The sequence below is a fragment of the Achromobacter pestifer genome (genome assembly GCF_902859625.1).
Lineage (GTDB): Bacteria > Pseudomonadota > Gammaproteobacteria > Burkholderiales > Burkholderiaceae_B > Achromobacter > Achromobacter pestifer.
In genome coordinates this window covers 1,029,731-1,050,896 of the sequence record NZ_CADIJX010000001.1, presented here as the reverse complement: position 1 = coordinate 1,050,896, position 21,166 = coordinate 1,029,731, and the positions used below count along the sequence as shown (strand labels likewise).

Below are 21,166 nucleotides of genomic sequence, written 5' to 3'. Positions count from 1 at the left end.
GGAATCAGTGATCAATAGCCCAGGGCGGCAAGGTCCGCGAGCGTCTGTTTGGTGATGGCGATGGTGCGTTCGCGTTCTGCGCCCGCCAGATCCAGGCGCGGGGGTTTCACGGTTTCAGCGCTGCCGGTGATCAGGTGTTCGGCCAGTTTGATGTGTTGCACCAGCTTGACCACCGTGTCCAGGTGGAACAGCGGCGTCAGCGCCGCATATAGCTTGCGGGCCCGGGCGAAATCGCCTTCGGCCGCCAGTCGCAGCAGGTCGACGGAGGCCTTGGGAACGGCGTTCGCCATGCCCGAGACCCAAGCGGTCACGCCCAGCGCGGCGCTTTCCAGCACCAGGTCGTCCACGCCGCACACCACTGCCAGGCGGTCGCCAAAGCGCGTGATCAGATCGGTCACGCGGGTCGTGTCATAGGACTCTTCCTTGATGGCGACAATAGTGGGTTCTTCCAGCAGTTCGGCCACCAGGTCCGGCGTCAGGTCCACCCCGTAGCCGCGGGGGTTGTTGTAAAGCAGGATCGGCAGGGGGCTGGCCTGCGCCACCGTGCGGTAGAAGGCCACCGTCTCGCGATTATCCGACTTGTAGGTCAGGCCCGGGAACACCATCAGGCCGTTCACGCCGATTTTCGCGGCTTCCTGCGCGAACGCCGCCGCGCGCGCCGTGCCGGTCTCGGCCACGCCGGAGATCACGGGTACTCGTCCGCGCACGGTTTCCACCGCCGTGCGCAGCACGGTCAGTTTTTCCTCGGGCGACAGCTGGGCGTTTTCACCCACCATGCCCATCATGACGACCCCGCCCACGCCATTGCCGATCAAGCGCTCCAGGCCTTGGCGCAATGCGTCCAGATCCAGCGAGAAGTCCGGGTTCAGTTTGGTGGTGACGGCGGGGAAAACGCCTTGCCATTGAATGCTCATGCTGCCGCTCCTGATGAGAAATCCACCCGCTATTTTTGGTGGATATTGGTTATTGGATATTGGATCCAAAATATTGAGATCAAAAAAACGAGGCACCTTGCCTCGGACCACGGGTACCGCTGCACAGCGGTACCAACTGGATCATGGATCCAATATACTCACATTAAACGGGTTGTCGGCACCGGCTGTCTCTCGGGGTTTTCCTGGGCACCACGGTTTTGACCGGCATTCCCATGCCGCTCGGCGTCCGCCGGGCGGTCCAACCAGGCAGGTTTCACGTGTCCCAGAATTCGCCGCTTTCCGTTTCTCCGCCCCAACCTCAGACTGGATCCGCCGGCCGGCTGGTTCGCAAGACCGCCGTCGACCTGGTGGTGGACGAATTGCGTGACCGCATACTTTCCGGCGCGATCCCGCCCGGCTCGGCGCTGCGCCAGGAATTGTTTGCCGAGGAGCTGGGCGTGAGCCGACTGCCGGTGCGCGAGGCGATTCGCCAGCTCAGCGCAGAAGGGCTGATCGACATGATCCCGCACCGGGGAGCCTATGTGTCGATGCTGTCGCGGACGGAAGTCCAGGAATTTTTCGATATCCGCATGCGGCTGGAACCTTGGCTGTTCCGTCTGGCGGTGCTCCAGCATGACGAGGGCGACCTGGATCGCGCCGAACAGGTGGTGGCGCAGATGGATGCGGCCCCGCCTGAACAGTGGGGACGGCTGAACTGGCAGCTGCATGAACTGCTGTACCGATCGGCGCAACGGCCGGCAGCGTTGGGCATGGTCCGCGCGCTGCATGAAAAATCCGAGCGCTATTTCCGCTTTCAGATCGTCAATGCGCCGATCCGTCAGCAGGCTCATGATGAGCACAAGGAAATGATCGCCCTTAGCCGTCAAGGCCAGCCGGAAAAAGCTGAAGCCGCGCTGGAGCGGCATATCGCGATGGCGGCCGAGCAGATCCTGACGATCGTCGATCACCTGCTGGATGCCTCGGCCTTGCCGCAGCCGGCCTAGGGCGCGGGCGGACCAGGCCGCCCGCCGGGGCTCAGTTGATCTTGATGTTGCGTTCCTTGACCAAGGTCTTCCATTGCTCGGTTTCCTTGGCCAGATGGTCGCGCAAAGCGTCCGGGCTGCTGCCAATCGATTCCGCGCCGATCGATTCCAGGGTTGCCTTCACCTTGGGTTCAGCCAGTGCATTGCGCATGGCTTCGTTCAACTTGGCGACTACCTCCGGCGGCGTGCCGGCGGGGGCGAAGGCCGCGAACCAGGGCATCAACTCATAGCCCGGCACGCCGGCTTCCTGCATGGTCGGCACATCGGGCAGGGCCGCCGAACGCTTGGTGGTGGTGACCGCCAGCGCGCGTAGCTTGCCGGTGGCGATGTGCGGCTTGGCGGACGTGATGCTGTCGAACATGTAGTCCACCTGGCCGCCCAGCAGGTCGGCGACCGCCGGGCCGCTGCCCTTGTAGGGCACGTGCAGCATGTCCACACCCGTCATCGAGACAAAGAGTTCGCCCGCCAGGTGGATCGACGTACCCACGCCCGCCGAGGCGTACGTGTAGTGATTGGGCTGCGCACGGGCTTTGGTGATCACGTCCTGCACGTTGGTGGCGCCCGTGCGGGCCGGATTGGTGACCAGCACGTTCGGCACCACGGCCAGGAGCGAGATCGGGGCGAAATCCTTGATCGGGTCGTAGTTCAGATCCGCATACAGCGCGGGGTTGACGGCCATGCCGTTGGCCACGATCAGGATCGTATAGCCGTCCGGCTTGGCGCGGGCCACGGTGGCCGCGCCGATGTTGCCGCCGGCGCCCGCGCGGTTTTCCACGATGAAGGACGTGTTCAGCTGCTTGCCCATGGATTCGCCCAAGGTGCGGGCGATGCTGTCCATGGCGCCGCCGGGCGGGAAGGGCACCACCCATTTGACCGGACGGTCGGGATAGCTGTCCGCCAGCGCGGCGGACGCGCTGCCCAGCAGCGACAAGGCCAGAGCGGCACGGGCAAGGGGGTTGAATACATGGCGCATGCGCATGGTTGTCTCCGTCGTACTTGAATTATTGTGGTTGCGCCCTGTCAGGCGGGCGCGGCCGTGTGTCGTGGAAAAGCGGGGTGCGCGTCAGCGGTCCCGCCGATAGAAATTCAGTTTGTCTTCGTCCAGCGTCAGCCCCAGGCCGGGGCCGTCGGGCAGTTCCAGTTCAAAATCCGCATAGCGTGGCGGGTTGGCGACGATGTCGTCCTTCAGCAGCAGCGGCCCGAACAGTTCCGTGCCCCAGGACAGGCGCGGCAGGCAGGCAAAGCCATGCGCCGACGCAATCGATCCCACCGAGCCTTCCAGCATCGTGCCGCCATACAGCGACATGCCGGCCGCATCGCCGACGGCCGCGGTGCGCAGCATCTCATAGAGGCCGCCCGACTTGGCGATCTTCAGCGCCAGCACGTCGGCCGCGCCCTGGCGTGCGATATCCAGTGCGTCCTCGGGGCCGTTCACGGCTTCGTCCGCCATGATCGGCACGACGAAACGCGCCGCCAGCCGCGCCATGCCGGCAAGATTGGCGCGCGCAATGGGTTGTTCGATCAAATCGACGCCAGCCGCTTCCAGCCGCGCAATGGCGCCTGCGGCATCGGCTTCGTTCCACGCCTGGTTCACGTCCACCGTCACGCGGGCGCGGTCACCCAGCGCTTGCTTGATGCGCGACACGTGCGCCACGTCTTCCGACACGGCGCGGCGGCCCACTTTCAGCTTGAACGTATTGTGGCGGCGGCTTTGCAGCAGCGATTCGGCTTCTTCGATGTCGCGGGCGGTGTCGCCGCTGGCCAGCGTCCACAACACCGGCATGCGCGTGCGCACCGCGCCGCCCAGCAGGGTCGACATCGGCACATTCAGGCGTTTGCCTTGGGCGTCCAGCAGCGCGGTTTCCAGCGCGGACTTGGCAAAGCGGTTGCCGCGCGCCACTTTTTCCAGGCGCTGCATCGCCGCGTGGATATTCGTCGCATCCAGGCCGGCCAGCGCCGGAGCCAGATAGGTGTCGATCGCCAGCTTGATGCCCTCGGGGCTTTCTTCGCCATAGGACAGGCCACCAATGGTGGTGGCTTCGCCAATGCCTTCAATGCCGTCGCTGCAAGTCAGGCGCACGATCGCGAGCGTCTGACGCTGCATGACCGCCATGGCCAGTTGGTGAGCGCGGATGGTGGGCAGATCCACCAGAATGACGTCGACCGAGAGAATGCTTGCCGGATTCATACTTTAATTGCCAGAGATTACGCGATGCCCTCAGTATGGCTTGCACTTTCTCTCTGAGTCCAAGACTATATGGGTTCCGATTGATACCTTTGAAGTCTAAATAAGCCATGCAACTCAGACACCTGCGCTATTTCCAGGCCGTGGCGGAAGAAGGCAGTTTTACCCGCGCCGCCGCTCGCTTGCATATTGCGCAGCCGCCGCTTAGCCGCCAGATCCGCCAGTTTGAGGAAGAGCTGGGCGTGCCGCTGTTTGAACGCACGACCCGGGCATTGCGGTTGACCGAGGCCGGACGTTTCCTGCTGGAGCAGTCCCGCTTGCTGACCGCCAGGCTGGAAGAGGTGTTGGAGGGCACGCGCCGTCTGGGCCAGACGCAGCAACGTTGGTTCGGCATCGGCTTCGTGCCGTCCACCCTTTACGGTTTCGTGCCTGAACTGATCCGCCAATTGCGCGCCGCCGACCCGCTGGTGCAAGTCGGTTTGACGGAAATGACCACCTTGCCGCAACTGGAAGCGCTGAAGGCGGGGCGTATTGATCTGGGTATCGGCCGGATCCTGCTGGACGATCCGGCGATCGAACGCAGGGTGTTGATGACGGAGCCCTTGATGGCCGCCGTGCCGTTGCACCATCCGCTAGCCGCCCTGGGCAGCGTGGCGGTGGCGCGCTTGGCGCAAGAGCCCTTCGTGCTGTATCCGGCGAGGCCACGGCCCAACTTCGCTGACCACGTGCTGGGCCTGTTCCGGGCCGCAGGCCATGCGCTGCAAGTCGTGCAAGAAGCCAACGAATTGCAAACGGCGATTGGCCTGGTGGCGGCGGGTCTGGGCGTGACGGTGGTGCCAGCGTCAGTGCAGCGCTTGCAGCGGCAGGATGTCGTGCACGTGCGGATCGAGGGCGACGCCTTCGTGTCGCCGGTGATCGTGAGCTACCGGAAGGATGACCGGTCGGCGTTCCTGGAACGGGCGCTGCTGCTGGCGGGGCAACTGGCACGCCGCTCGTTGTAGGTGGCGGCCAGGCTAGTAGGGAAGCGGGAAGCGCTTGGCCAGATCGGCCACGCCTGCACGCACGGTGTTCTCGGTATGCGGGTCGATGGCCCCCGAGCGAACCTCGCCGAGCACGGTCAGGATCATGTCGCCGATCGCCTTGAATTCGTCGCGGCCCATGCCTCGGGACGTGCAGGCGGCGCTGCCCACTCGGATCCCCGAGGTCACCGTCGGCTTGGCATCGTCAAAGGGCACGGTGTTCTTGTTCAAGGTAATGCCCACCTGTTCCAGGGCGCGTTCGGCCGCATTGCCCGCCAGCCCCCATCGCCGCAGATCGACCACGCCCAAGTGGCAATCGGTGCCGCCGGAAACGATGGACAGCCCGCCTTCCGCCAACCGGTCGCACAGGGTTTGGGCATTGTCGACCACGGCCTGCACGTAAGTCCGGAACGAAGGTTGCAGGGCCTCGCCCAGCGCCACGGCCTTGGCGGCGATGATGTGCATCAGCGGGCCGCCCTGTAGACCCGGAAAAACGGCGGAATCGATTTTTTTCGCGATGTCGCCGTCATTGCAGAGGATCATGCCGCCGCGCGGCCCGCGCAGTGTCTTGTGCGTCGTGGTGGTCGTGACATGGGCATGCGGTATGGGGGAAGGATAGACGCCGCCCGCGACGAGGCCGGCGAAGTGCGCCATGTCTGCCATGAATATCGCGCCCACGTTGTCGGCGATGGCGCGGAAGCGCGCAAAATCAAGCGTTCTGGAATAGGCCGAGCCGCCCGCGACGATGAGCTTGGGCCGCTCCTGCCGGGCAATGCGTTCCACCTGGTCCATGTCCACCCGCTGTGTCGCGGGGTCCACCCCATAGCTTATGGTCTGGAACCATCGCCCCGACAGGTTGACCTTGGCGCCGTGTGTCAGGTGGCCGCCCGCCTTGAGATCCAGGCCAAGGATCTTGTCGCCCGGCGTAAGCAGCGCCAGATAGACCGCCTGGTTCGCCTGGCTTCCCGAGTGAGGCTGCACGTTGACGTGTCCCGCGCCGAACAGCTGCTTTGCCCGCGAGATCGCGATGTCTTCGGCGACGTCCACATTCAGGCAACCGCCGTAATAGCGCCGGCCGGAATAGCCTTCCGCGTATTTGTTCGTGAGCACGGACCCCTGGGTATCAAGCACCGCGCGGCTGGCGAAGTTCTCCGACGCGATGAGTTCAATGGAGTGCATCTGCCGATGCCGCTCGGCGTCAATGGCGGCCCAGATGGCCTGGTCGGCCTGCGGCAGGGAAAGCGCGCTGACGACGGGCAGCGGGCGGTCAGGTTGTGCGGTGTGCGTCATGGGTGATGCCTGTGTCCAAGAAGGTGAGCGATCGGGCCCAGCCTCCGGCACGCGCGCTGCGACCGTCTGGAATGGCTACGCTGGCGATGCCGCGCAGACCCAGGGCCAAAAACGGAAGTCTAGGGCCCAAGTGGAATGGCTATTCATGCCACATTTTTTGTCAGCGGCAGACCACTTTTTTATAACGCCAAGAACAACTGCCGATAGGCGTCGACCAACTCATTCACGCTGAATGACCGGTTGAGTCCGCTGGGATTTGGCAGCACCCATGCGTGCGCGCCGCCGAATGGCTCGGCCTGGCGTCCCCACAAGACTTGGCGCTGGTTGGAAATGGCCGCGTAGGCGGCTTTGCCCAGGAAGGCGACATGCGCAGGGCGGTAGTGTTCGATTTTCAGCCGCAGCGCCGCTCCGGCGTTCAGCAGTTCCTGCTGCGATAGTTGGTCGGCGCGTGCCGTCGCGCGGCCCACCGCTGCCGTCAATCCACAGCGATGGGCCAACAGATCCCGATCGTTGGCGGGACGGATTTGCTGGGGAGTGAAACCGGCAAGATGCAGCACACGCCAAAAGCGGTTGTTGGCCCCGTCGAAATGATGGCCGCTTGCGGCGGCGCGTAGACCGGGATTGATCCCGCAAAACACCACGGCCAAACCTTCGGCCAAGAGGTCGGGCAGGCCGGGCGGCGGGGGTGGGCTGGGGGCCAGCATATGCATGAGGGATCGCTTCAGGCGGCCAGCAGCCGGCCATTGAAAAGAATGTGCAGCGTCTTGATGAAGAGCACCACGATCGCCAGGCTTAGCAAGGCCAGCAACAGGATGGCGACCGCCTGGATGGGCCATGCCTGGACGAACGCCGCGTATTTCAGTGCGGCGCTGGCCAGCGCCGCCATGGGAAAACTGATCGCCCACCAGCCCGAAGCAAAGGGAATGCCCCGGCGGAACACCTTCGGCGCCAGCGCCAGGAAAATGAAAAGGCCAAAGTAAAACAGCAGCCCGGCGAAGGTGTCCACGCGCTGGGTGAAGCTGGTGTAGGCAAGAAAGCCGACCGCGAAGGGCGCCATCAGGATCAACAGTGACGGGACCATGCTGGCGGGCAGGGGCTCGTGATGAATCATGCGGGACATGATCATCGTAAAGAACAGCAGGGCGATCATGGTTCCCACCGCCAGGGCGAACAGGTTGACTTCATGGGCCCACGGCATCGGCATGGTCCCGCCGGTCACTGCGATATCCAGCGTGGCCACGCCCGGAATGAACCAGGCAGGGACGGCGTGCGCCGCGTCGATCTTGCCTTTCAACAGCCGGCTGGCGATCACGAAACTCAGCGCGACGGTCAGCGCAGCACCCACCGTCCAGACCCCTTCGGCCAAGGCTTGATTGAACGGCGCGATGACGGCGGACAACAGCAGAATGGCGATGGTGATGGTGCCGAAGAAGTTGCCGGCAACCGGGTGGCGATATTCCATCAGCACGGCATCGGGATGCAGAACGGCCTTGGCCAGATAGCCCATGGCGAGCACGGCAAAAACGGCTAGCGCGGCAATGCCGACGGCTTCTGCAATCAGGGGGCTGACACCGAACTCCAGGCTGGCCTGGCGCCACGCGATGGAGAGCCCCGCGATGCCCATCACCGACGCAAACAGGTTGACGGGCAGGTTTCTGATGGAGACGTTCCCTGGCAAGGATCGCGGGCTTGAACTCGACAGCGTGGACACAGCGGGATGCTCCGGGCTTCTGGAAGAAACAGAGCTTATCTATTTCCAGGTAAATAGATAATCCGATATTATCGAGAATAATATTTCCAGAAATTGAGAATATGGCGGATCGTCTTGAATCCATGTCCATTCTGGTGGCGGTGGTCCAGGCGGGCAGTTTTTCGGCGGCATCGCGTCAGCTGAAGATGCCCCTGGCTACCGTCAGCCGCAAGGTTGCAGACCTGGAAGCGCACCTGAATACGCGGCTGCTGCATCGTTCCACCCGGCAGTTGTCCCTGACCGAAGCAGGGCAGGCCTACGTGGCCGCCTGCCGCCATATCCTGGAGGCCGTGGGGGAAGCCGAGCGCGCGGCTTCCGGTGAATACGCGGTGCCCAAAGGCGAGCTTGTTCTGACCGCGCCCATCGTGTTCGGCCGCCTGCACCTCTTGCCGGTCGTCGCGGATTTCCTCAAGACCTATCCAGACATCGATGTGCGCATGGTGCTGACCGACCGTGTTGTGCCATTGATCGAGGAACATGTCGACGCCGCATTGCGGGTTGCGGATTTGCCCGACAGCAGCTTCATCGCGGCGCCCATCGGCTGGGTGCGCCGAGTGGTCTGCGCAAGCCCCGCCTATCTTGCCGAACACGGCACGCCCGAGCATCCCGGCGAATTGGGCGGACATGCCTGCATCACGTTTGAACAGATGGCGTCGCGGCAGGTCTGGAACTTCGCATCGGGCAAATCTGACATTGCGGTACCGGTACGGTCGAGACTGGCCGTCAGCACGGCCGAAGCTGCCGTCGATGCCGCCGTGGCGGGCGTTGGCATCACGCGGGTGGTGTCCTATCAGATGGCCGACGCACTGCGCGCGGGCGCGCTCAAGATCGTGCTTGCGCCTTATGAGCCGACACCGTGGCCGATCAACCTGCTGCATACCGGTCAGGGTATCCTGCCGCTGAAGCTACGCGCTTTCCTGGACTTTGCCGTGCCGCGCCTGAAGGCGCGAGTGGCCAGGCTGGCGGACTGAAGTCACGCTTGCCCGCGCGGTTTGCCGGGCGCTAGGATGGACCCGAGACGCCCATGAACCTGGTCCGCACGCTGATCCACACCTGCCGGGCAGCCATTTCCGCGCTGGCCCGCGAAATGGCCGTCTGGAAAACCACCAGGGACCGTACGGTGTTTGGCGCCGAAGCGGTGCTTTCGGTTGCGCTGGCCGTCGCACTGGCGAACGCCTTGCATCTTTCCTATACCTGGTGGGCCGCCATCAGCGGCTTTGCCGTGATGCAGAGCAGTTTTGCGGGGTCGGTGGAGCGCGCCGCGCACCGGGTCATTGGCACCGTGATCGGCGCCGTGCTTGGCGCCGTGGCCGGGCCGTTGATCGGAGACCGGCCCTGGCTGTTCGTACCGGCGCTGGGCCTGATCGGCGGGGTGGCGGCTTATTACGCCAACGGTTCCAAGGCGCCCTATGCCTGGATGCTGGGCGGCATCACGGCCTTGATGGTGACTTACGAAGCGCATGTGCTGAATTCGCTGCAAGCGACTGCGGTGTTCGCGGCGTTGCGCGCGGGCGAAGTCCTGGTCGGCACGCTGGCCTGCCTGGTGGTTGCCAGCCTGTTCCATTTCGGGCCGCGGTGGTATCGACGCATTCGACCCCCCGACCCGGCGGCAACGGCTTTTGGTGCTGTCGAAGGCCAGCCTGCGCCAATGGCCAGCGAGACGCCATCGGCGGAATCGCTGCGGCGTAACCGCATGGTGCTGGGCATGCAGGCCGCTTTGGCCATCGTCATTCTTGCCGCCTGCACGTACTTTCTGGACATGCCCGGTTTTGCTCAAGCGCTGGTGACGGCGATTGCCGTGCTGATTCTGCCGGCTGGAAAACTGGTGGATGGAACGCGGCAGCCCATCATCGACAAGATGGTGCAGCGCGTGATCGGCTGCTTGCTGGCGGGGGCGGCGGGAATGGCGTTGCTGCCGCTGACGCAAGGACTGGCGATGCCGTCCATGCTGGTGTTGTCGCTGGGCGTATGGATGGGATGCCATGTGCAGACGGGGGCGGCTGGTGCCAGCTATGTGGGCCGCCAGTTCACCATTGCGTTCATCATGGTGTTCGTTCAGGACCACCACTGGGCGAATGATCCGATGCCGGCCCTGCTGCGGCTGTCAGGCATTCTTTCGGGCATTGTCGTGCTGGCGCTGGTGATGCTGGCGACGCGCCGCCTGAAAGGCTTTTTCGTGTTGCCCTATGGGCGGATGCGATAGCATCAACCGTTTCGTTTCAGCCTTGGCGCATTCATGACTACGTTCTCAGACCCCCAAGCGGTTGCCCGGTACGCCGACGGCCCCGTCAAGCAGGTGCCGGGCTTTCACGCGCTACAGCAGATGACGTCGCTGTTGCTGGCAGAGTCCGTCCCTGAAGATGGCCATGTCCTGGTGCTGGGCGCCGGCGGCGGCTTGGAGTTGAAGGTATTTGCCGACGCGCATCCTGGATGGCGTTTCACGGGCGTGGACCCTTCCGCGCCAATGCTGACGTTGGCGCAAGCCACGCTGGGGCCGCTGGTGCAACGGGTCGATCTGCTTGAAGGGTATGTGGATTCGGCGCCCGCCGGTCCATATGACGGGGCAACCTGCCTGTTGACCCTGCATTTCCTGCCTGCGGAAGAGCGCCTGCACACGCTTCGCGAACTACGGCGCCGCCTGAAACCGGGGGCGCCGCTGATTGTCGCGCATCACAGCTTTCCGCAGTCGGAGCGTGACAAGAAGCGGTGGCTGGATCGCTATGCGGATTTCGCGGCAGCCTCTGGGATCGCCGAGGCCAATGCCAGGAATGCAAGCGAAGCGATTGGCGTCCGGCTTCCCGTGCTGAGTCCCGAACAAGACGCCGCCTTGCTGCACGAGGCGGGTTTTGAATCCGTGGAATTGTTCTACGCGGGCTTCACATTCAAGGGCTGGGTCGCGTACTGCCCCAGCCCCTGAATAGATCCGCCGGGTTCAGGCCGCGATGGACCACAACGACAGCGGCTCGGGATATTCCGGAAGCACGATGTCGGCATGCCCTGGGCGTACCCACCGCACCCGTTCGCGGGTCGCGTCGATGCAGCCGCCTTGTTCGTAGACGCCTTGCGGGTCACGAATGCGTGTCATGCGCGCCAGGACATCGGCGGTCGCCTTGGGGTCCGCAAGGGTCTGCCGCACGCGGTCTTTGACGATCTGCTCGTCCATATAGGGTTTGCCGGTCGCATCCGTGCTCAGGCCGTGACGCCAATGGTAGATCTCCACGCACTTGGTCGTTAGCGTGTAAGGAGCGCCGCGTTCCCAGAAATTATTGAATTGGCCCTGACCCAGATAGAACACCCAAGACCCCTCGAAGCCCTCCACGTCGGAAGAGGCCGCATCTGGATTGCGGAACCACAGCCGGTCGCCCGGCACGTAAAAACGCTGGGGCAGGGGGTCGGCGAGTGATCCGTACTCATGCAGAAAGGCTTCGTGGAAACGGCCCGACATGACCGCGCGCGTTTCCCATTGGCGTTGCAAGCGGTGGCCCAATTCCGGGTTGGCCTGTTGCAGTTCCTGCGCAATGCCCAGGACCGTCACGTATTCCGTCGCGCGGTAGCACGAGAAGGCATACAACTGGCCGGAGGCTTCGGGTTGCGTCGCCTTGCGCAGACCTTCGATCAGCGAACGTCCCGGCAATACGGTAAACCCGCGTGCCTCGTCATAGGTCCAGTAATCCGACGGTCGCTCGGCGTGTTCGGTGTCGAACGCCAACGCGGTCTTGCGCGCCGCCTGGACGATATAGCGGCGGATGCGTACCGCTGATTCCAGTTCCGCAATGCTGGGGAAGGTGAAGGCGACCGGACTGGCCAGCATCGCCAAGACGATTTCCCGGTCCAGATCAATGTCGTTGGTGTCGGTGCGCAGCCCGGTTGCGCGAGCCACGCTGGTTGTGTCATGGCCGGGCATGCAGGCTGTTGCGAAGGCTGTGTTGATCCACGCTTGCGCACCTGGGGTAGCGCCCGTCACCCCGGAACAGTTGGCCGCGTCGTGCAGCCCTAATCCTGACAAGAACCGCTGGACCGCGTGCAGCGTAGAGGCTGCTTGCCGTGCTTCGGGCGGTGCAATGCGTATGCCGCCCCGGTCTGGATGAATCGATGAAACTTGAAGGTACGGCATGACAGACGAACCGGGAATGCGATCCGGAAATTGTAGTCACGCGGGCTTAATAACACCTTTAAGCGCGTTGCGAAGTTGCTGCGATACGCGCTGGGTTTTCAGCGATTTGTCATTGTTCCTGCGGGGTGCCGAAAGCCGTCTTCCAAGGTCTGCCATGGAACAGTAGCGTGCAGACCACGGCCGCCGCGAAGCCGGGCAGCGCACCCGCTTTGAAGGCTTCCACGACATACCCGATTCGGTCCATTCCCAGGATCGACAGCATGAAGAAGAACCCATATAGCGCGCCCGCCCCGCAGACCCATGCGAAAGGGCGCCAGGCGGCTTGCGCGGGTTTGAATGCGCCCGCCGTCAGGCCGCACAGCACGGCGGGCGTCGCGCCGAAAAGATAGGCGGCGCGCACGCCGTCAAAACTGTATAGGGAATCCGGAATGTAAAGGATGGCGATGGCGCCAAGCAAGCCGATTGCCGGGCCGACCAGGCCATAAACCGCCACCCCAGCCAGCACATTCCGGAGAATGGAACGGTTTGTATCGTGCGGCTGGCGGCGCAAGCATCGATAAACGACGCTTGCCACCGCAAGCACGGCAATGGACGCAAGCAAAATCAGGTTCATGGCGGGGTCGGCACGTTGTCAGGCTGCGATATCCCAACCCTTACCGGCTGATGTACTGTTTTTTTGCGGCATCGTACGAGTAATGCGTGATGTCGGCGGCGCCCAGCTGGCGGGTCTTGTTCGGCCCCGAGATCGTGGTGCCGGTGGGCTTGACGGTCAAGCGCGGCATGTCATTGCTGCCGTCCGCCGTGAACGTCAATTCGCCTTCGCTGTTCGTGCACGGCATGACATCACCGTCCGCGCAGGCGGCGCTGTTGTCCTCGCCGGTCAGAACGCTGCCCACATAGGTCCAGACATTGCCGTCGGTGTCTTCCTTCAGGCGTTCCGGATTGAAGACCAGCAAGGCGTACCCGTCGCTGGTGATGCCGTTGCCGAAGCTGGAAGTCGGCACCGCCAGCAACAACTTTCCGGCCGGTGTGCGGTGTTCAAGCGGCTTGCGGCGGGTGTCGACTTCCTCGCCTGTTTCATACGCGCCGAATTCACCGATGGAGTGTTCCATGCCTCGGAATTTCCAGGGCCGTTCAGACGTGGGATCGTTCAGGACGAAGGTGGATTCGGTGATGTTGACCTGCGTGCCGGGGCCCACCTGGTCTTCGCCTTCCTTGCCGTATCTTGCCGCGGTCTGCCAGGCGAAACCGGTGTAATAGTGTTTGCCCTCTGATTCAAAGGCATGGCCGAACCAGTATGTGGCGATGCTGCCGTTTTGGACCTCGTACGACGTCTTGCCTTTGCCATCGATGTCATAAATGAAATACAGCACCGTGGCGGCGTCGGGCGGGGTGATGGTGGCCGCGACGGATGCCGGTATGGCGGGCGCGCTTTCAGCGGCGGCAAGCGCAGGCGCCGGGTGGGAAAGCAGAGCAAAGGTAGAGACAAGCAGACCGGCCAAGGTGGTGCGAACGCAGGGGCGGCACAAACTCGGACTGACCTTCAGAAGGGTTCTCATGGATTAGGCAACTTCCTGTCGAATTTCTATAAAAGCGTTTTGCTTATTGGTTTCTGTATAGAACGGTCGATCTTCCGTGCCCCCGGCAATAAAGGCGGTTCAAGCCGCATTGGATTTGTGTGGACGCCGGCAAGATTCAAGGTGCGGTGGCGAGTATAAGGGGGCAATTTGCGCCTCAGGCTTCATGATATTGCAGGTATTGCTAACCTGTTACATATCGCGTTCTCAAGCCGTCATCCTGGCCGTGCGCCGCATTGCCTGCGGCGGCTGGCCGTATTGGCGCAGGAAGGCGCGGCGCATGCGCTCGCGGTCGGCGAATCCCGTTTCGTCCGCGATCGTGTCCATGGACAGACGGCCTTGCTCCATCAGCAACCGGGCTGCTTCAACGCGCAAATTCTCAACTGCCTTGGCAGGAGATTGGCCGGTCTCGGAACGGAACGCGCGGCTGAATTGGCGAGGGCTTAGATTGGCGGCGTTGGCCATGTCTTCCACCGTCAGATCCTGGCGCAGATTCTGCTTGGCGAAGTCCAACGCCTTCTGGATGCGGTCTGATTTGGGTTCCAGTTCCAACAAGGCTGAAAATTGCGACTGGCCGCCAGCACGGCGGTGATACACCACCATCTTGCGTGCGGTTGCCCGCGCAATCTCTGGCCCGAGGTCTTTTTCGACCATGGCCAACGCCAGATCGATGCCTGCGCTCATCCCTGCCGAGGTCCATACCGGGCCATCGATAATGAAAATACGGTCCTCTTCGACCTTCAGTTTGGGAAAGCGGCTTTGCAGTTCGCGCGCGAACGCCCAGTGCGTCGTCGCCCGTCGGCCGTCCAGCACTCCGGCCTCTGCCAGCGTAAAGGCGCCGATGCACGGCGCCGCGACGCGCCGCGATGTACGGACGGAACGGCGCACAAAATCCAGTATGGCGGGCGACGCCGGATCGGGCTGCAATCCGGCGCCGATGATCACGGTATCAAACGACTTCCTGCCTATGGCGGTGGTATCCACGGTAAAACCGGCGGACGCCTGCACCGGGCCACCGTGTTCAGACAGCAGATGGATACGGTAGAAGGGCTGCCCGCCCATCACATTGGCCATTTCAAATGCCGTCAGGGCAGCAAAGCCCATCACCTGAAATTCAGGGAATACGACAAAACCGATGCGTTGCATCGCGCTCTCCGCCTGGATATGTTGTTGCCATCATAGCGCTGTCTTAAAAGGTGGCATATATGACCTTTAGGACATAGCGTGAATTCCTTATTCTCCTTGCATCGACGCCACTTCCGGCGCTACCAACGGTTTAAGGAGCTAGATATGTCCCTGCATCAATCCTCAGGCACCGCGCTGATCACCGGTGCGTCCTCCGGTATCGGCGCGGTATATGCGCATCGATTGGCCCATCGTGGCTACAACCTGATCCTGGTGGCGCGCAACCGCCAGCGCATGGACGCCCTGGCTAGCCGTCTGTCGGACGAAACGGGGCGCACGATCGAGGTGATCACTGCTGATCTGAACGACAAATCCGATCTGGCGCGGGTTGAACACGTGTTGCGAACCGACGCCAGCATCACCCTGTTGGTGAACAACGCCGGACTGGGCGCCGTTGCGCCGCTGTTGATGGCCGACGTTGACAAGATGACGGGGATGATTGATTTGAACGTGACGGCACTGACTCGGCTGACCTACGCCGCCATACCCGGCATGGTGGCCCGGGGCGGCGGCGCGGTGATCAATATCGCATCCATCGTCGCGATCAATCCCGAGGTGCTCAACGGGGTGTACGGCGGCAGCAAGGCTTTCGTTCTGGCGTTCAGCCAGTCGCTCAAGCACGAACTGGCCGACAAGAACATCCGTATCCAGGCCGTGGCTCCGGGCGCCACCGCGACCGATTTCTGGGAGGCCGCCGGCACGTCCCTGCAACAAGTGCCCAGTGAAATCGTGATGCGGGCCGAAGACATGGTGGATGCGGCCCTGGCGGGCTTCGACCGGGGCGAGCTGGTCACCATTCCGGCGCTGCCCGACGTGGCCGATTGGGACGCCTACGAAGCTGCGCGCCAGACGCTGATTCCGAACCTATCGGGGCGGACGGCGGCAAAGCGCTACCAGGCAGCCTGACGTCAGCGTCCGCCCGTGGTGGGCGAGGCGTCCTGTGCGGCCGATAGCACGGGTTCGGCGGCGTCCGTGCCGGGGACGACGTGGGTCAAGTCTTCCGTCATTTCATGATCCAGGGCGCCTTGAACCAAGTCTTCGGTGACCCGGAGTTCGACGCCGGCAGGAGACATCTGCGCGGCCGCCGCAAACGGCGCGACGGGGGAGGGGGCGGGGCGTTCGCGGCGGCGCCACATGAAGAAGGCCATCAGGCTGAGGTTCAGCAGCGCAAAGCTCCAGAACAGCCCCGCTTCTCCGAACTTCGCCATCACTTGCGAGATCGCCAGCGGGCTCAAGGCCGAACCCAGGGAATTGATCAGCAGCAGGCCCTGAATCATGCGCACTAGCGCATCAGCTGGCGCACGGTCAGCGGCGTGGCTGACCGCCACGGGATAAATGGCGAACACGCCGCCGCCCAACAGGAACAGCAAGACGATAAGCAGCGGCGATCCGGTCGGCAGTAACAGGATAAGCAGGCTCAGCACGGCGCAGAACACCGCCAGCGCGATCAAGACAACCTGCCGGTCGCGCAAGTCCGACCAACGGCCGACCGGGTATTGCAGCACCATGGCGCCAAGAATGACCGCGCCCATCATCTTGCCCACCTGCGCCATGTCCAAGCCGATGCGCTGCAAATACAGCGGCAGCAGGGTATAGACCGCGGCGATGGCCACCCCTGAACCAAAGCAGCCCATGACTCCGGTTGGCGTCATGCGGATCAGGTGCTGAGGCATCAGCGGTTCGACCCGTTCCACCAGCGGCGAAATGCGCGGAATGATGACCATCGGCATCACCGACAGCGAGGCCAGCAGCCCGGCGATCATGAAGGGCGCCATCTCACCCAGCTGGGTGATGGAGCCAAGCTGGATCTGGCCCAGCATGCCCGAGCCATACAGCGCGATCATGTAGAACGCCAGCAGCCGCCCACGCATTTTCGGGTCGCCCGCCAGCAGCAACCAGCTTTCCACCACCAGGAACACGCCGACGCTGGCCCAGCCGCTGATCAAGCGCAGGACGAACCAGGCTTCAGGCCCGAAGATCAGACCCTGCAACAGGACCGTCACCGCGATGAGCGAAGCAAAGCTGCTGTAGGCGCGGATATGGCCGATGCGCACGATCAGCCGGTCGTTGAATATCGCGCCTAGCGTGAGGCCGATGAAATACGACGACGAAATGATCCCGATGACGGTGGCCGACTCGCCGGCCGCGTCCAGGCGCAGGGTGGTAAGGGAAGAAATGAATGCGTTGCCGATGCAGACAACGAACAAGCCAAGAAGCGGCCCCAGAACAAGAGCCAACAACTGCCGAGACATGAAATCCTCGATCGCGAAAAGCGGAATACATCCGGCCTTGCCGGACTACAGCTATGAAAAGTCAGGGAAAGGCATGGCGGGCGCGAACGCTTGCGGGCGATGCGTTGCCGTGTTTCTCCGTGGCGGAGTGGAGGAGGTTGCCGCGGATGCGCAAAATCCGGCGAGGATTGTAGCGCCGTCCGCGGGAGGCGCAGTTGGGGCGCCCGCAAGCCGGGCATGCGCGCCGCAGCAGGGGCGTGCCGTGGTGTTTTGCCGCGGCTTTGGCACAACGCCCATGATTGATGCGGTTACTCGGATTTTTGCAATAGATATTTCGATACTCAGTAAGTATGACGAATCATCCAGGGAAGCAACGGGCCGCTCCATCGAGCGGGCCAAACGCGCCGGATCTTGCTCGGAAAAGTGTTGCAGTGCTGTTGCGATTTGTCCAGATTTCCACGTTTCCGCAGATATCGCGTTAGGGTATTTTTTCGGTTGCCGCCCGAGAGGCACGGCGGGATTGGCGAATTTTCCCCGGCGCATGACGATGCCAGGGACTGAAACCCGGCAGCAAGAGAAATCATCCTGATGGACGCGACATGCACGTGTCAGGGACAAAAGAAACGGGGCATAGGTGAACTGGAGATACGACGATATTTATACTTTTCTGCACGTGGTTGAGGCGGGCTCCCTTACCGCTGCGGCCGCGAGATTGAAAATGACGAAATCCGCCGTAAGCAAGCGGATCGCGGATCTGGAAACCGCCTTATCGGCCCAATTGTTCAGCCGTTCGTTGCGGACGTTGCAAGTCACGGAGGCGGGGCAAGAGTTCTATCGGAGCATGGCCCCGCTGATCGGCCAGGTGAAAGATACCGCCGATAGCATGGTACGGAACCTGAATGGCTCACTTCATGGCCGGCTTCACATTTCGGCGCCCATGACGTTTGGCATGCTCTACATGGGGCCGTTGCTGGCAAGCTTCAGCCGCAAGCATCCCAATCTTGAGCTGGTGCTGGATTACGACGATCGCGTCAAGGATCTGGCGACTCGGGGCTACGATGTGGGGGTGCGTATCGGATATTTCTCGGATTCTCGCCTGAGGGCGCGGCGGCTGTGCGAATGCGCGCGTCTGATTTGCTGTAGCCCCAGATATGCGGAAGATAATCGATTGCCGGCCACCGTCAGCGAATTGGCGCAACATCAAAGCATCATCTACGCGCCATCGCATCCGAAACGTCTTCTGAAGTTCGAGACGGGGCCGCAGGCCGTGAACCCATCACACGTTGCCACGCCCGCCAGGATATTCGTGAACAATGGCTTTGCGATGCGGGACCTTGCGATGGAAGGCCTGGGCATCATTACTGCGCCGGCTTTTCTCGTGGCTCGGCCCTTGCAGACCGGGCAGTTGATTCAGATCCCGCTTTCCACTGGTTTGCTGCCGTACACGGTCGCGGTGATTTATCCCGACACATCCTATGTGCCGACGAAGGTCCGCGCCTTTGTCGATCACCTGGCTGAGGCCTTTGCCGAGCAGCCCCCTTGGGAAACGGCGCCTAAGTAACGTGCAATTGATGCCAGGGGGACGGGGCCTCAGGCGCCGGCAGCGGAAGTAACGCACGCACTGGCTGATTGGCGCAGGATCTGGATCAGGGCCTTGATCTTCAAGGAAGAGGTTCGCCTTTCGGGAACCAGGGCGTAGATGGGCAGGGGCCAGCCGACTTGATGGTGCGGAAGGATATGCAACAGCTTCCCCTGACTCAGCGCTGAGGCGCAAAACGCTTGAGGCAACACGCCGATTCCTTGTTCAGCTTTGACCAATTCAAGCACGGGATGCCAGTGGTTGGCCGTGACCATGGCGCGGATTTCGACGCATTCCACCTCGCCATTTTTTGAGAGCAGGGACAAGTGTGAATCGCCGAGCATCTCCTTCATGCCGATAAAGGGGTGTCCGGCCAGGTCGGAAACCTGGCTGCACTGCCCACTGGCCGCGTAGGCGGGCGAGCAGACCAGAATGTGCTTCAGGGCGCACAGCTCGAAGGCCACGGCCCGCTCTTTTTTCAAAACGCCGGGGCGGATCAAGAGATCCACGTCTTCAGACGAAGGATCCATCATGCCGTCGTCGAACTGTAAATCGATCTGAAGCTCGGGCAGCGACGCGCGAACGCGAATGAGCGCGGAAGACAGGAACATTTCGCCGTAGGCGACGGGGGCAGCGATGCGCAGGGTTCCCGTCAGATTCGAATCCAGTTCCTTGAGGGAGCTGATGCCTTTGTCGACCAGTTGTATGGTTTCCAGGGACAAGTCGTGAAAGGCCTTGCCTGCCTCGGTGCATAGCAAAGAACGCGCATTGCGGCGGAGCAACTGAACGCCAAGATACGCTTCCAGCTTTGCAATGCGTTCGCTGATGGCGGGTTGGCCCATGTCCAGGTCGATGGCCGCCCGGGAAAACGTGCCGCGCGCCACGATGCGCAGGTAAATCCGCATGGCGGCCAATATATCCATGGTCACGTGACCTTGCCGAATTCGCGCCATTTGACGGCTGTCTTGCCCCTGGTCCGCGGCGCGTGCTGCGTCCCGGGGCATGACGATTCGAGAACTGCTTTGCATCTTCATTGACTCAAACTATCGGCAGGCAAGCGTAAAACTAAATGGGCTTTGGAAAAATAGCTGGCTTGTGAACCCGATGTTCGTGAAGCATGAACGGTCGTGAATAGGGATGGGAGGGCATTTCGATCATGTGGAGGAACCGCGTCGGGAGCCAGACTGCAATTTCCAACGTGAATGTGCGGTATGACACACCGGAAGCTGTCGCGCCGTTCGTCTGGCGGGCCGTGTCACCGCGCGGAAGTGCCTTGAAAGGCGTGGGCCAAGAATTCAAGTAGCGCTTGAACCGAAGGAAGCAGGCCCCGCCTGGAAGGATAGACGGCATGCACGATGGCGGTTCTTGGTGCCCAGCCGGGTATCACTTCGACCAACTGCCCGCCCCGCATGGCCTGGGCAATGAGCAATGTGGGCAGTTGAACAACTCCGAGCCCTTTGACTGCGGCCATGCGCAGCGCCAGCATCTGGTCGGTGATCAGATTCGGGTTGTGGCGCACCAGGGCTAAAGTGCCGTCTGGCCCGAAGAGTTCCCACTCGTGCGAGCGCGCCTCGGGCCCTTGCCCCAAGCTGGGCACCTTGGCCAGATCCGCCGGGTGCGTGAACGGGCCGTGCTGCTTCAGGAACGCGGGACTCGCCACCAGGCGGTGCGGACTGTCCGACAGGGTCTTCAGGATCAGCCCGCTGTCCTCCAATGGCGGGAATCGCACCCGCAGCGCGATATCGAAACCTTCCCCTATGACGTCCACTCGGCGATTGGCCCCTTCCGCATGGATCCGCACCAGCGGATAACGCACCATGAAGTCCGTCAGCATGTCCGCAACGAGCGCATCCAACAAGCCGATGGGACAGCTCAGCCGGATGATGCCCTGCGGTTCCGCGCGGCTGCGCTGAACCGATTCTTCCGCGGCCTGCACCTCGACAAGCATTGCCCTGCAATGCCGGTAGTACTCCTGCCCGACCTCTGTCACGACGAACTGGCGCGTTGACCTCTGGATCAGGCGCGCGCCCAAGCGGTCTTCGAGCATGGCAAGCCGGCGGCTGATCTTGGACTTCGGTATATCCAGATGGCGCGCAGCCGCCGAGAAACCGCCATGTTCCACGATCTGCGTGAAGTAGAAGAGGTCGTTCAAGTCCATAGCGTGCAGCAAGATTGTTCTCCTGTTAGAACAATGATTTCGTTTTATCCATCTACTCAAGAGTTTGTTCTAATTTTATTCTGTTTATACCGATCGATATCTCTCCTGGAAGGAAACGATG

21 protein-coding genes are annotated in these 21,166 nt (G+C 62.4%); 8 read left to right on the top strand and 13 right to left on the bottom strand.

Annotated elements, in window-relative coordinates; genetic code table 11:
• Positions 1–11 precede the first annotated feature (11 nt).
• Complete coding sequence (locus tag HV753_RS04495) at positions 12–914, bottom strand: dihydrodipicolinate synthase family protein (protein ID WP_175173200.1); 903 nt, start codon at positions 912–914, stop codon at positions 12–14.
• Positions 915–1,192: 278 nt separating this feature from the next.
• On the opposite strand from HV753_RS04495, the gene HV753_RS04490 reads away from it, so the two are divergent.
• Positions 1,193–1,918 carry a GntR family transcriptional regulator gene (locus HV753_RS04490; protein WP_175173677.1) on the top strand — a complete coding sequence of 242 codons (726 nt, stop codon included), beginning with the start codon at positions 1,193–1,195 and terminating at the stop codon, positions 1,916–1,918.
• A 31-nt stretch (positions 1,919–1,949) separates the two neighbouring features.
• Here the strand turns inward: HV753_RS04490 and HV753_RS04485 are convergent, their stop codons facing one another.
• A complete protein-coding gene (locus tag HV753_RS04485) occupies positions 1,950–2,936 on the bottom strand; it encodes a tripartite tricarboxylate transporter substrate binding protein (RefSeq protein WP_175173199.1) in 987 nt (328 codons plus the stop codon).
• 84 nt (positions 2,937–3,020) lie between these two features.
• A complete protein-coding gene (locus HV753_RS04480) occupies positions 3,021–4,145 on the bottom strand; it encodes a muconate/chloromuconate family cycloisomerase (protein WP_175173198.1) in 1,125 nt (374 codons plus the stop codon).
• Positions 4,146–4,252: 107 nt separating this feature from the next.
• Here HV753_RS04480 and HV753_RS04475 point away from each other — a divergent pair, with 107 nt between their 5' ends.
• Positions 4,253–5,143: a LysR family transcriptional regulator gene (locus HV753_RS04475; protein ID WP_175173197.1), complete on the top strand. Its 891-nt coding sequence runs from the start codon at positions 4,253–4,255 to the stop codon at positions 5,141–5,143.
• 12 nt (positions 5,144–5,155) lie between these two features.
• Here HV753_RS04475 and glyA read toward each other — a convergent pair whose 3' ends face one another.
• The 3 genes from glyA to HV753_RS04460 form a co-directional block, all read right to left on the bottom strand.
• Positions 5,156–6,451 carry a serine hydroxymethyltransferase gene (gene glyA / locus HV753_RS04470; RefSeq protein ID WP_175173196.1) on the bottom strand — a complete coding sequence of 432 codons (1,296 nt, stop codon included), beginning with the start codon at positions 6,449–6,451 and terminating at the stop codon, positions 5,156–5,158.
• Between the two features lie 179 nt (positions 6,452–6,630).
• Positions 6,631–7,161, bottom strand: a complete 531-nt coding sequence (gene mug / locus HV753_RS04465) for a G/U mismatch-specific DNA glycosylase (RefSeq protein WP_246288146.1) — start codon at positions 7,159–7,161, stop codon at positions 6,631–6,633.
• Between the two features lie 11 nt (positions 7,162–7,172).
• Positions 7,173–8,162: an SLAC1 anion channel family protein gene (locus HV753_RS04460; RefSeq protein WP_175173195.1), complete on the bottom strand. Its 990-nt coding sequence runs from the start codon at positions 8,160–8,162 to the stop codon at positions 7,173–7,175.
• 101 nt (positions 8,163–8,263) lie between these two features.
• Between HV753_RS04460 and HV753_RS04455 the strand changes: the two genes are divergently transcribed.
• From HV753_RS04455 to HV753_RS04445, 3 genes are read left to right on the top strand one after another with little or no spacing between them, the layout of a single operon-like run.
• Positions 8,264–9,172: a LysR family transcriptional regulator gene (locus HV753_RS04455; RefSeq protein WP_175173194.1), complete on the top strand. Its 909-nt coding sequence runs from the start codon at positions 8,264–8,266 to the stop codon at positions 9,170–9,172.
• A 53-nt stretch (positions 9,173–9,225) separates the two neighbouring features.
• A complete protein-coding gene (locus HV753_RS04450) occupies positions 9,226–10,404 on the top strand; it encodes an FUSC family protein (RefSeq protein WP_175173193.1) in 1,179 nt (392 codons plus the stop codon).
• A gap of 33 nt (positions 10,405–10,437) precedes the next feature.
• Positions 10,438–11,118 carry a class I SAM-dependent methyltransferase gene (locus HV753_RS04445; protein ID WP_175173192.1) on the top strand — a complete coding sequence of 227 codons (681 nt, stop codon included), beginning with the start codon at positions 10,438–10,440 and terminating at the stop codon, positions 11,116–11,118.
• Positions 11,119–11,133: 15 nt separating this feature from the next.
• Here the strand turns inward: HV753_RS04445 and HV753_RS04440 are convergent, their stop codons facing one another.
• From HV753_RS04440 to HV753_RS04425, 4 genes are all read right to left on the bottom strand, one after another.
• Positions 11,134–12,315 carry a hypothetical protein gene (locus HV753_RS04440; protein ID WP_175173191.1) on the bottom strand — a complete coding sequence of 394 codons (1,182 nt, stop codon included), beginning with the start codon at positions 12,313–12,315 and terminating at the stop codon, positions 11,134–11,136.
• A 109-nt stretch (positions 12,316–12,424) separates the two neighbouring features.
• Positions 12,425–12,928 carry a hypothetical protein gene (locus HV753_RS04435; protein WP_175173190.1) on the bottom strand — a complete coding sequence of 168 codons (504 nt, stop codon included), beginning with the start codon at positions 12,926–12,928 and terminating at the stop codon, positions 12,425–12,427.
• A gap of 40 nt (positions 12,929–12,968) precedes the next feature.
• Positions 12,969–13,874 (bottom strand): hypothetical protein, encoded by a 906-nt coding sequence (locus HV753_RS04430; RefSeq protein ID WP_175173189.1) that lies wholly within the window; start codon positions 13,872–13,874, stop codon positions 12,969–12,971.
• Positions 13,875–14,099: 225 nt separating this feature from the next.
• Complete coding sequence (locus HV753_RS04425; RefSeq protein WP_175173188.1) at positions 14,100–15,038, bottom strand: GlxA family transcriptional regulator; 939 nt, start codon at positions 15,036–15,038, stop codon at positions 14,100–14,102.
• Between the two features lie 144 nt (positions 15,039–15,182).
• Here HV753_RS04425 and HV753_RS04420 point away from each other — a divergent pair, with 144 nt between their 5' ends.
• A complete protein-coding gene (locus HV753_RS04420) occupies positions 15,183–15,983 on the top strand; it encodes an SDR family NAD(P)-dependent oxidoreductase (protein WP_175173187.1) in 801 nt (266 codons plus the stop codon).
• A 2-nt stretch (positions 15,984–15,985) separates the two neighbouring features.
• On the opposite strand, the gene HV753_RS04415 is transcribed toward HV753_RS04420, so the two are convergent.
• A complete protein-coding gene (locus tag HV753_RS04415) occupies positions 15,986–17,329 on the bottom strand; it encodes an MFS transporter (protein WP_175173186.1) in 1,344 nt (447 codons plus the stop codon).
• On the opposite strand from HV753_RS04415, the gene HV753_RS04410 reads away from it, so the two are divergent.
• Both HV753_RS04410 and HV753_RS04405 read left to right on the top strand, forming a co-directional pair.
• Entirely contained in the window at positions 17,328–17,897 is a 570-nt protein-coding gene (locus tag HV753_RS04410) for a hypothetical protein (protein ID WP_175173185.1), read from the top strand. The genes HV753_RS04415 and HV753_RS04410 overlap by 2 nt on opposite strands.
• Positions 17,898–17,942: 45 nt before the next feature.
• A complete protein-coding gene (locus HV753_RS04405; RefSeq protein ID WP_246288145.1) occupies positions 17,943–18,869 on the top strand; it encodes a LysR family transcriptional regulator in 927 nt (308 codons plus the stop codon).
• A 29-nt stretch (positions 18,870–18,898) separates the two neighbouring features.
• On the opposite strand, the gene HV753_RS04400 is transcribed toward HV753_RS04405, so the two are convergent.
• A complete protein-coding gene (locus tag HV753_RS04400; protein ID WP_175173184.1) occupies positions 18,899–19,921 on the bottom strand; it encodes a LysR family transcriptional regulator in 1,023 nt (340 codons plus the stop codon).
• 221 nt (positions 19,922–20,142) lie between these two features.
• Entirely contained in the window at positions 20,143–21,045 is a 903-nt protein-coding gene (locus HV753_RS04395) for a LysR substrate-binding domain-containing protein (RefSeq protein ID WP_175173674.1), read from the bottom strand.
• Positions 21,046–21,166: the final 121 nt, after the last annotated feature.

Bases quoted from the DNA above. Each gene is read 5' to 3' on its own strand.
- HV753_RS04495 (WP_175173200.1), bottom strand. From the start codon at position 914: ATGAGCATTCAATGGCAAGGCGTTTTCCCCGCCGTCACCACCAAACTG.
- HV753_RS04485 (WP_175173199.1), bottom strand. From the start codon at position 2,936: ATGCGCATGCGCCATGTATTCAACCCCCTTGCCCGTGCCGCTCTGGCC.
- HV753_RS04480 (WP_175173198.1), bottom strand. From the start codon at position 4,145: ATGAATCCGGCAAGCATTCTCTCGGTCGACGTCATTCTGGTGGATCTG.
- HV753_RS04475 (WP_175173197.1), top strand. From the start codon at position 4,253: ATGCAACTCAGACACCTGCGCTATTTCCAGGCCGTGGCGGAAGAAGGC.
- glyA (WP_175173196.1), bottom strand. From the start codon at position 6,451: ATGACGCACACCGCACAACCTGACCGCCCGCTGCCCGTCGTCAGCGCG.
- mug (WP_246288146.1), bottom strand. From the start codon at position 7,161: ATGCATATGCTGGCCCCCAGCCCACCCCCGCCGCCCGGCCTGCCCGAC.
- HV753_RS04455 (WP_175173194.1), top strand. From the start codon at position 8,264: ATGGCGGATCGTCTTGAATCCATGTCCATTCTGGTGGCGGTGGTCCAG.
- HV753_RS04450 (WP_175173193.1), top strand. From the start codon at position 9,226: ATGAACCTGGTCCGCACGCTGATCCACACCTGCCGGGCAGCCATTTCC.
- HV753_RS04445 (WP_175173192.1), top strand. From the start codon at position 10,438: ATGACTACGTTCTCAGACCCCCAAGCGGTTGCCCGGTACGCCGACGGC.
- HV753_RS04440 (WP_175173191.1), bottom strand. From the start codon at position 12,315: ATGCCGTACCTTCAAGTTTCATCGATTCATCCAGACCGGGGCGGCATA.
- HV753_RS04435 (WP_175173190.1), bottom strand. From the start codon at position 12,928: ATGAACCTGATTTTGCTTGCGTCCATTGCCGTGCTTGCGGTGGCAAGC.
- HV753_RS04430 (WP_175173189.1), bottom strand. From the start codon at position 13,874: ATGAGAACCCTTCTGAAGGTCAGTCCGAGTTTGTGCCGCCCCTGCGTT.
- HV753_RS04425 (WP_175173188.1), bottom strand. From the start codon at position 15,038: ATGCAACGCATCGGTTTTGTCGTATTCCCTGAATTTCAGGTGATGGGC.
- HV753_RS04420 (WP_175173187.1), top strand. From the start codon at position 15,183: ATGTCCCTGCATCAATCCTCAGGCACCGCGCTGATCACCGGTGCGTCC.
- HV753_RS04410 (WP_175173185.1), top strand. From the start codon at position 17,328: ATGAAATCCTCGATCGCGAAAAGCGGAATACATCCGGCCTTGCCGGAC.
- HV753_RS04415 (WP_175173186.1), bottom strand. From the start codon at position 17,329: ATGTCTCGGCAGTTGTTGGCTCTTGTTCTGGGGCCGCTTCTTGGCTTG.
- HV753_RS04400 (WP_175173184.1), bottom strand. From the start codon at position 19,921: ATGAAGATGCAAAGCAGTTCTCGAATCGTCATGCCCCGGGACGCAGCA.
- HV753_RS04395 (WP_175173674.1), bottom strand. From the start codon at position 21,045: ATGGACTTGAACGACCTCTTCTACTTCACGCAGATCGTGGAACATGGC.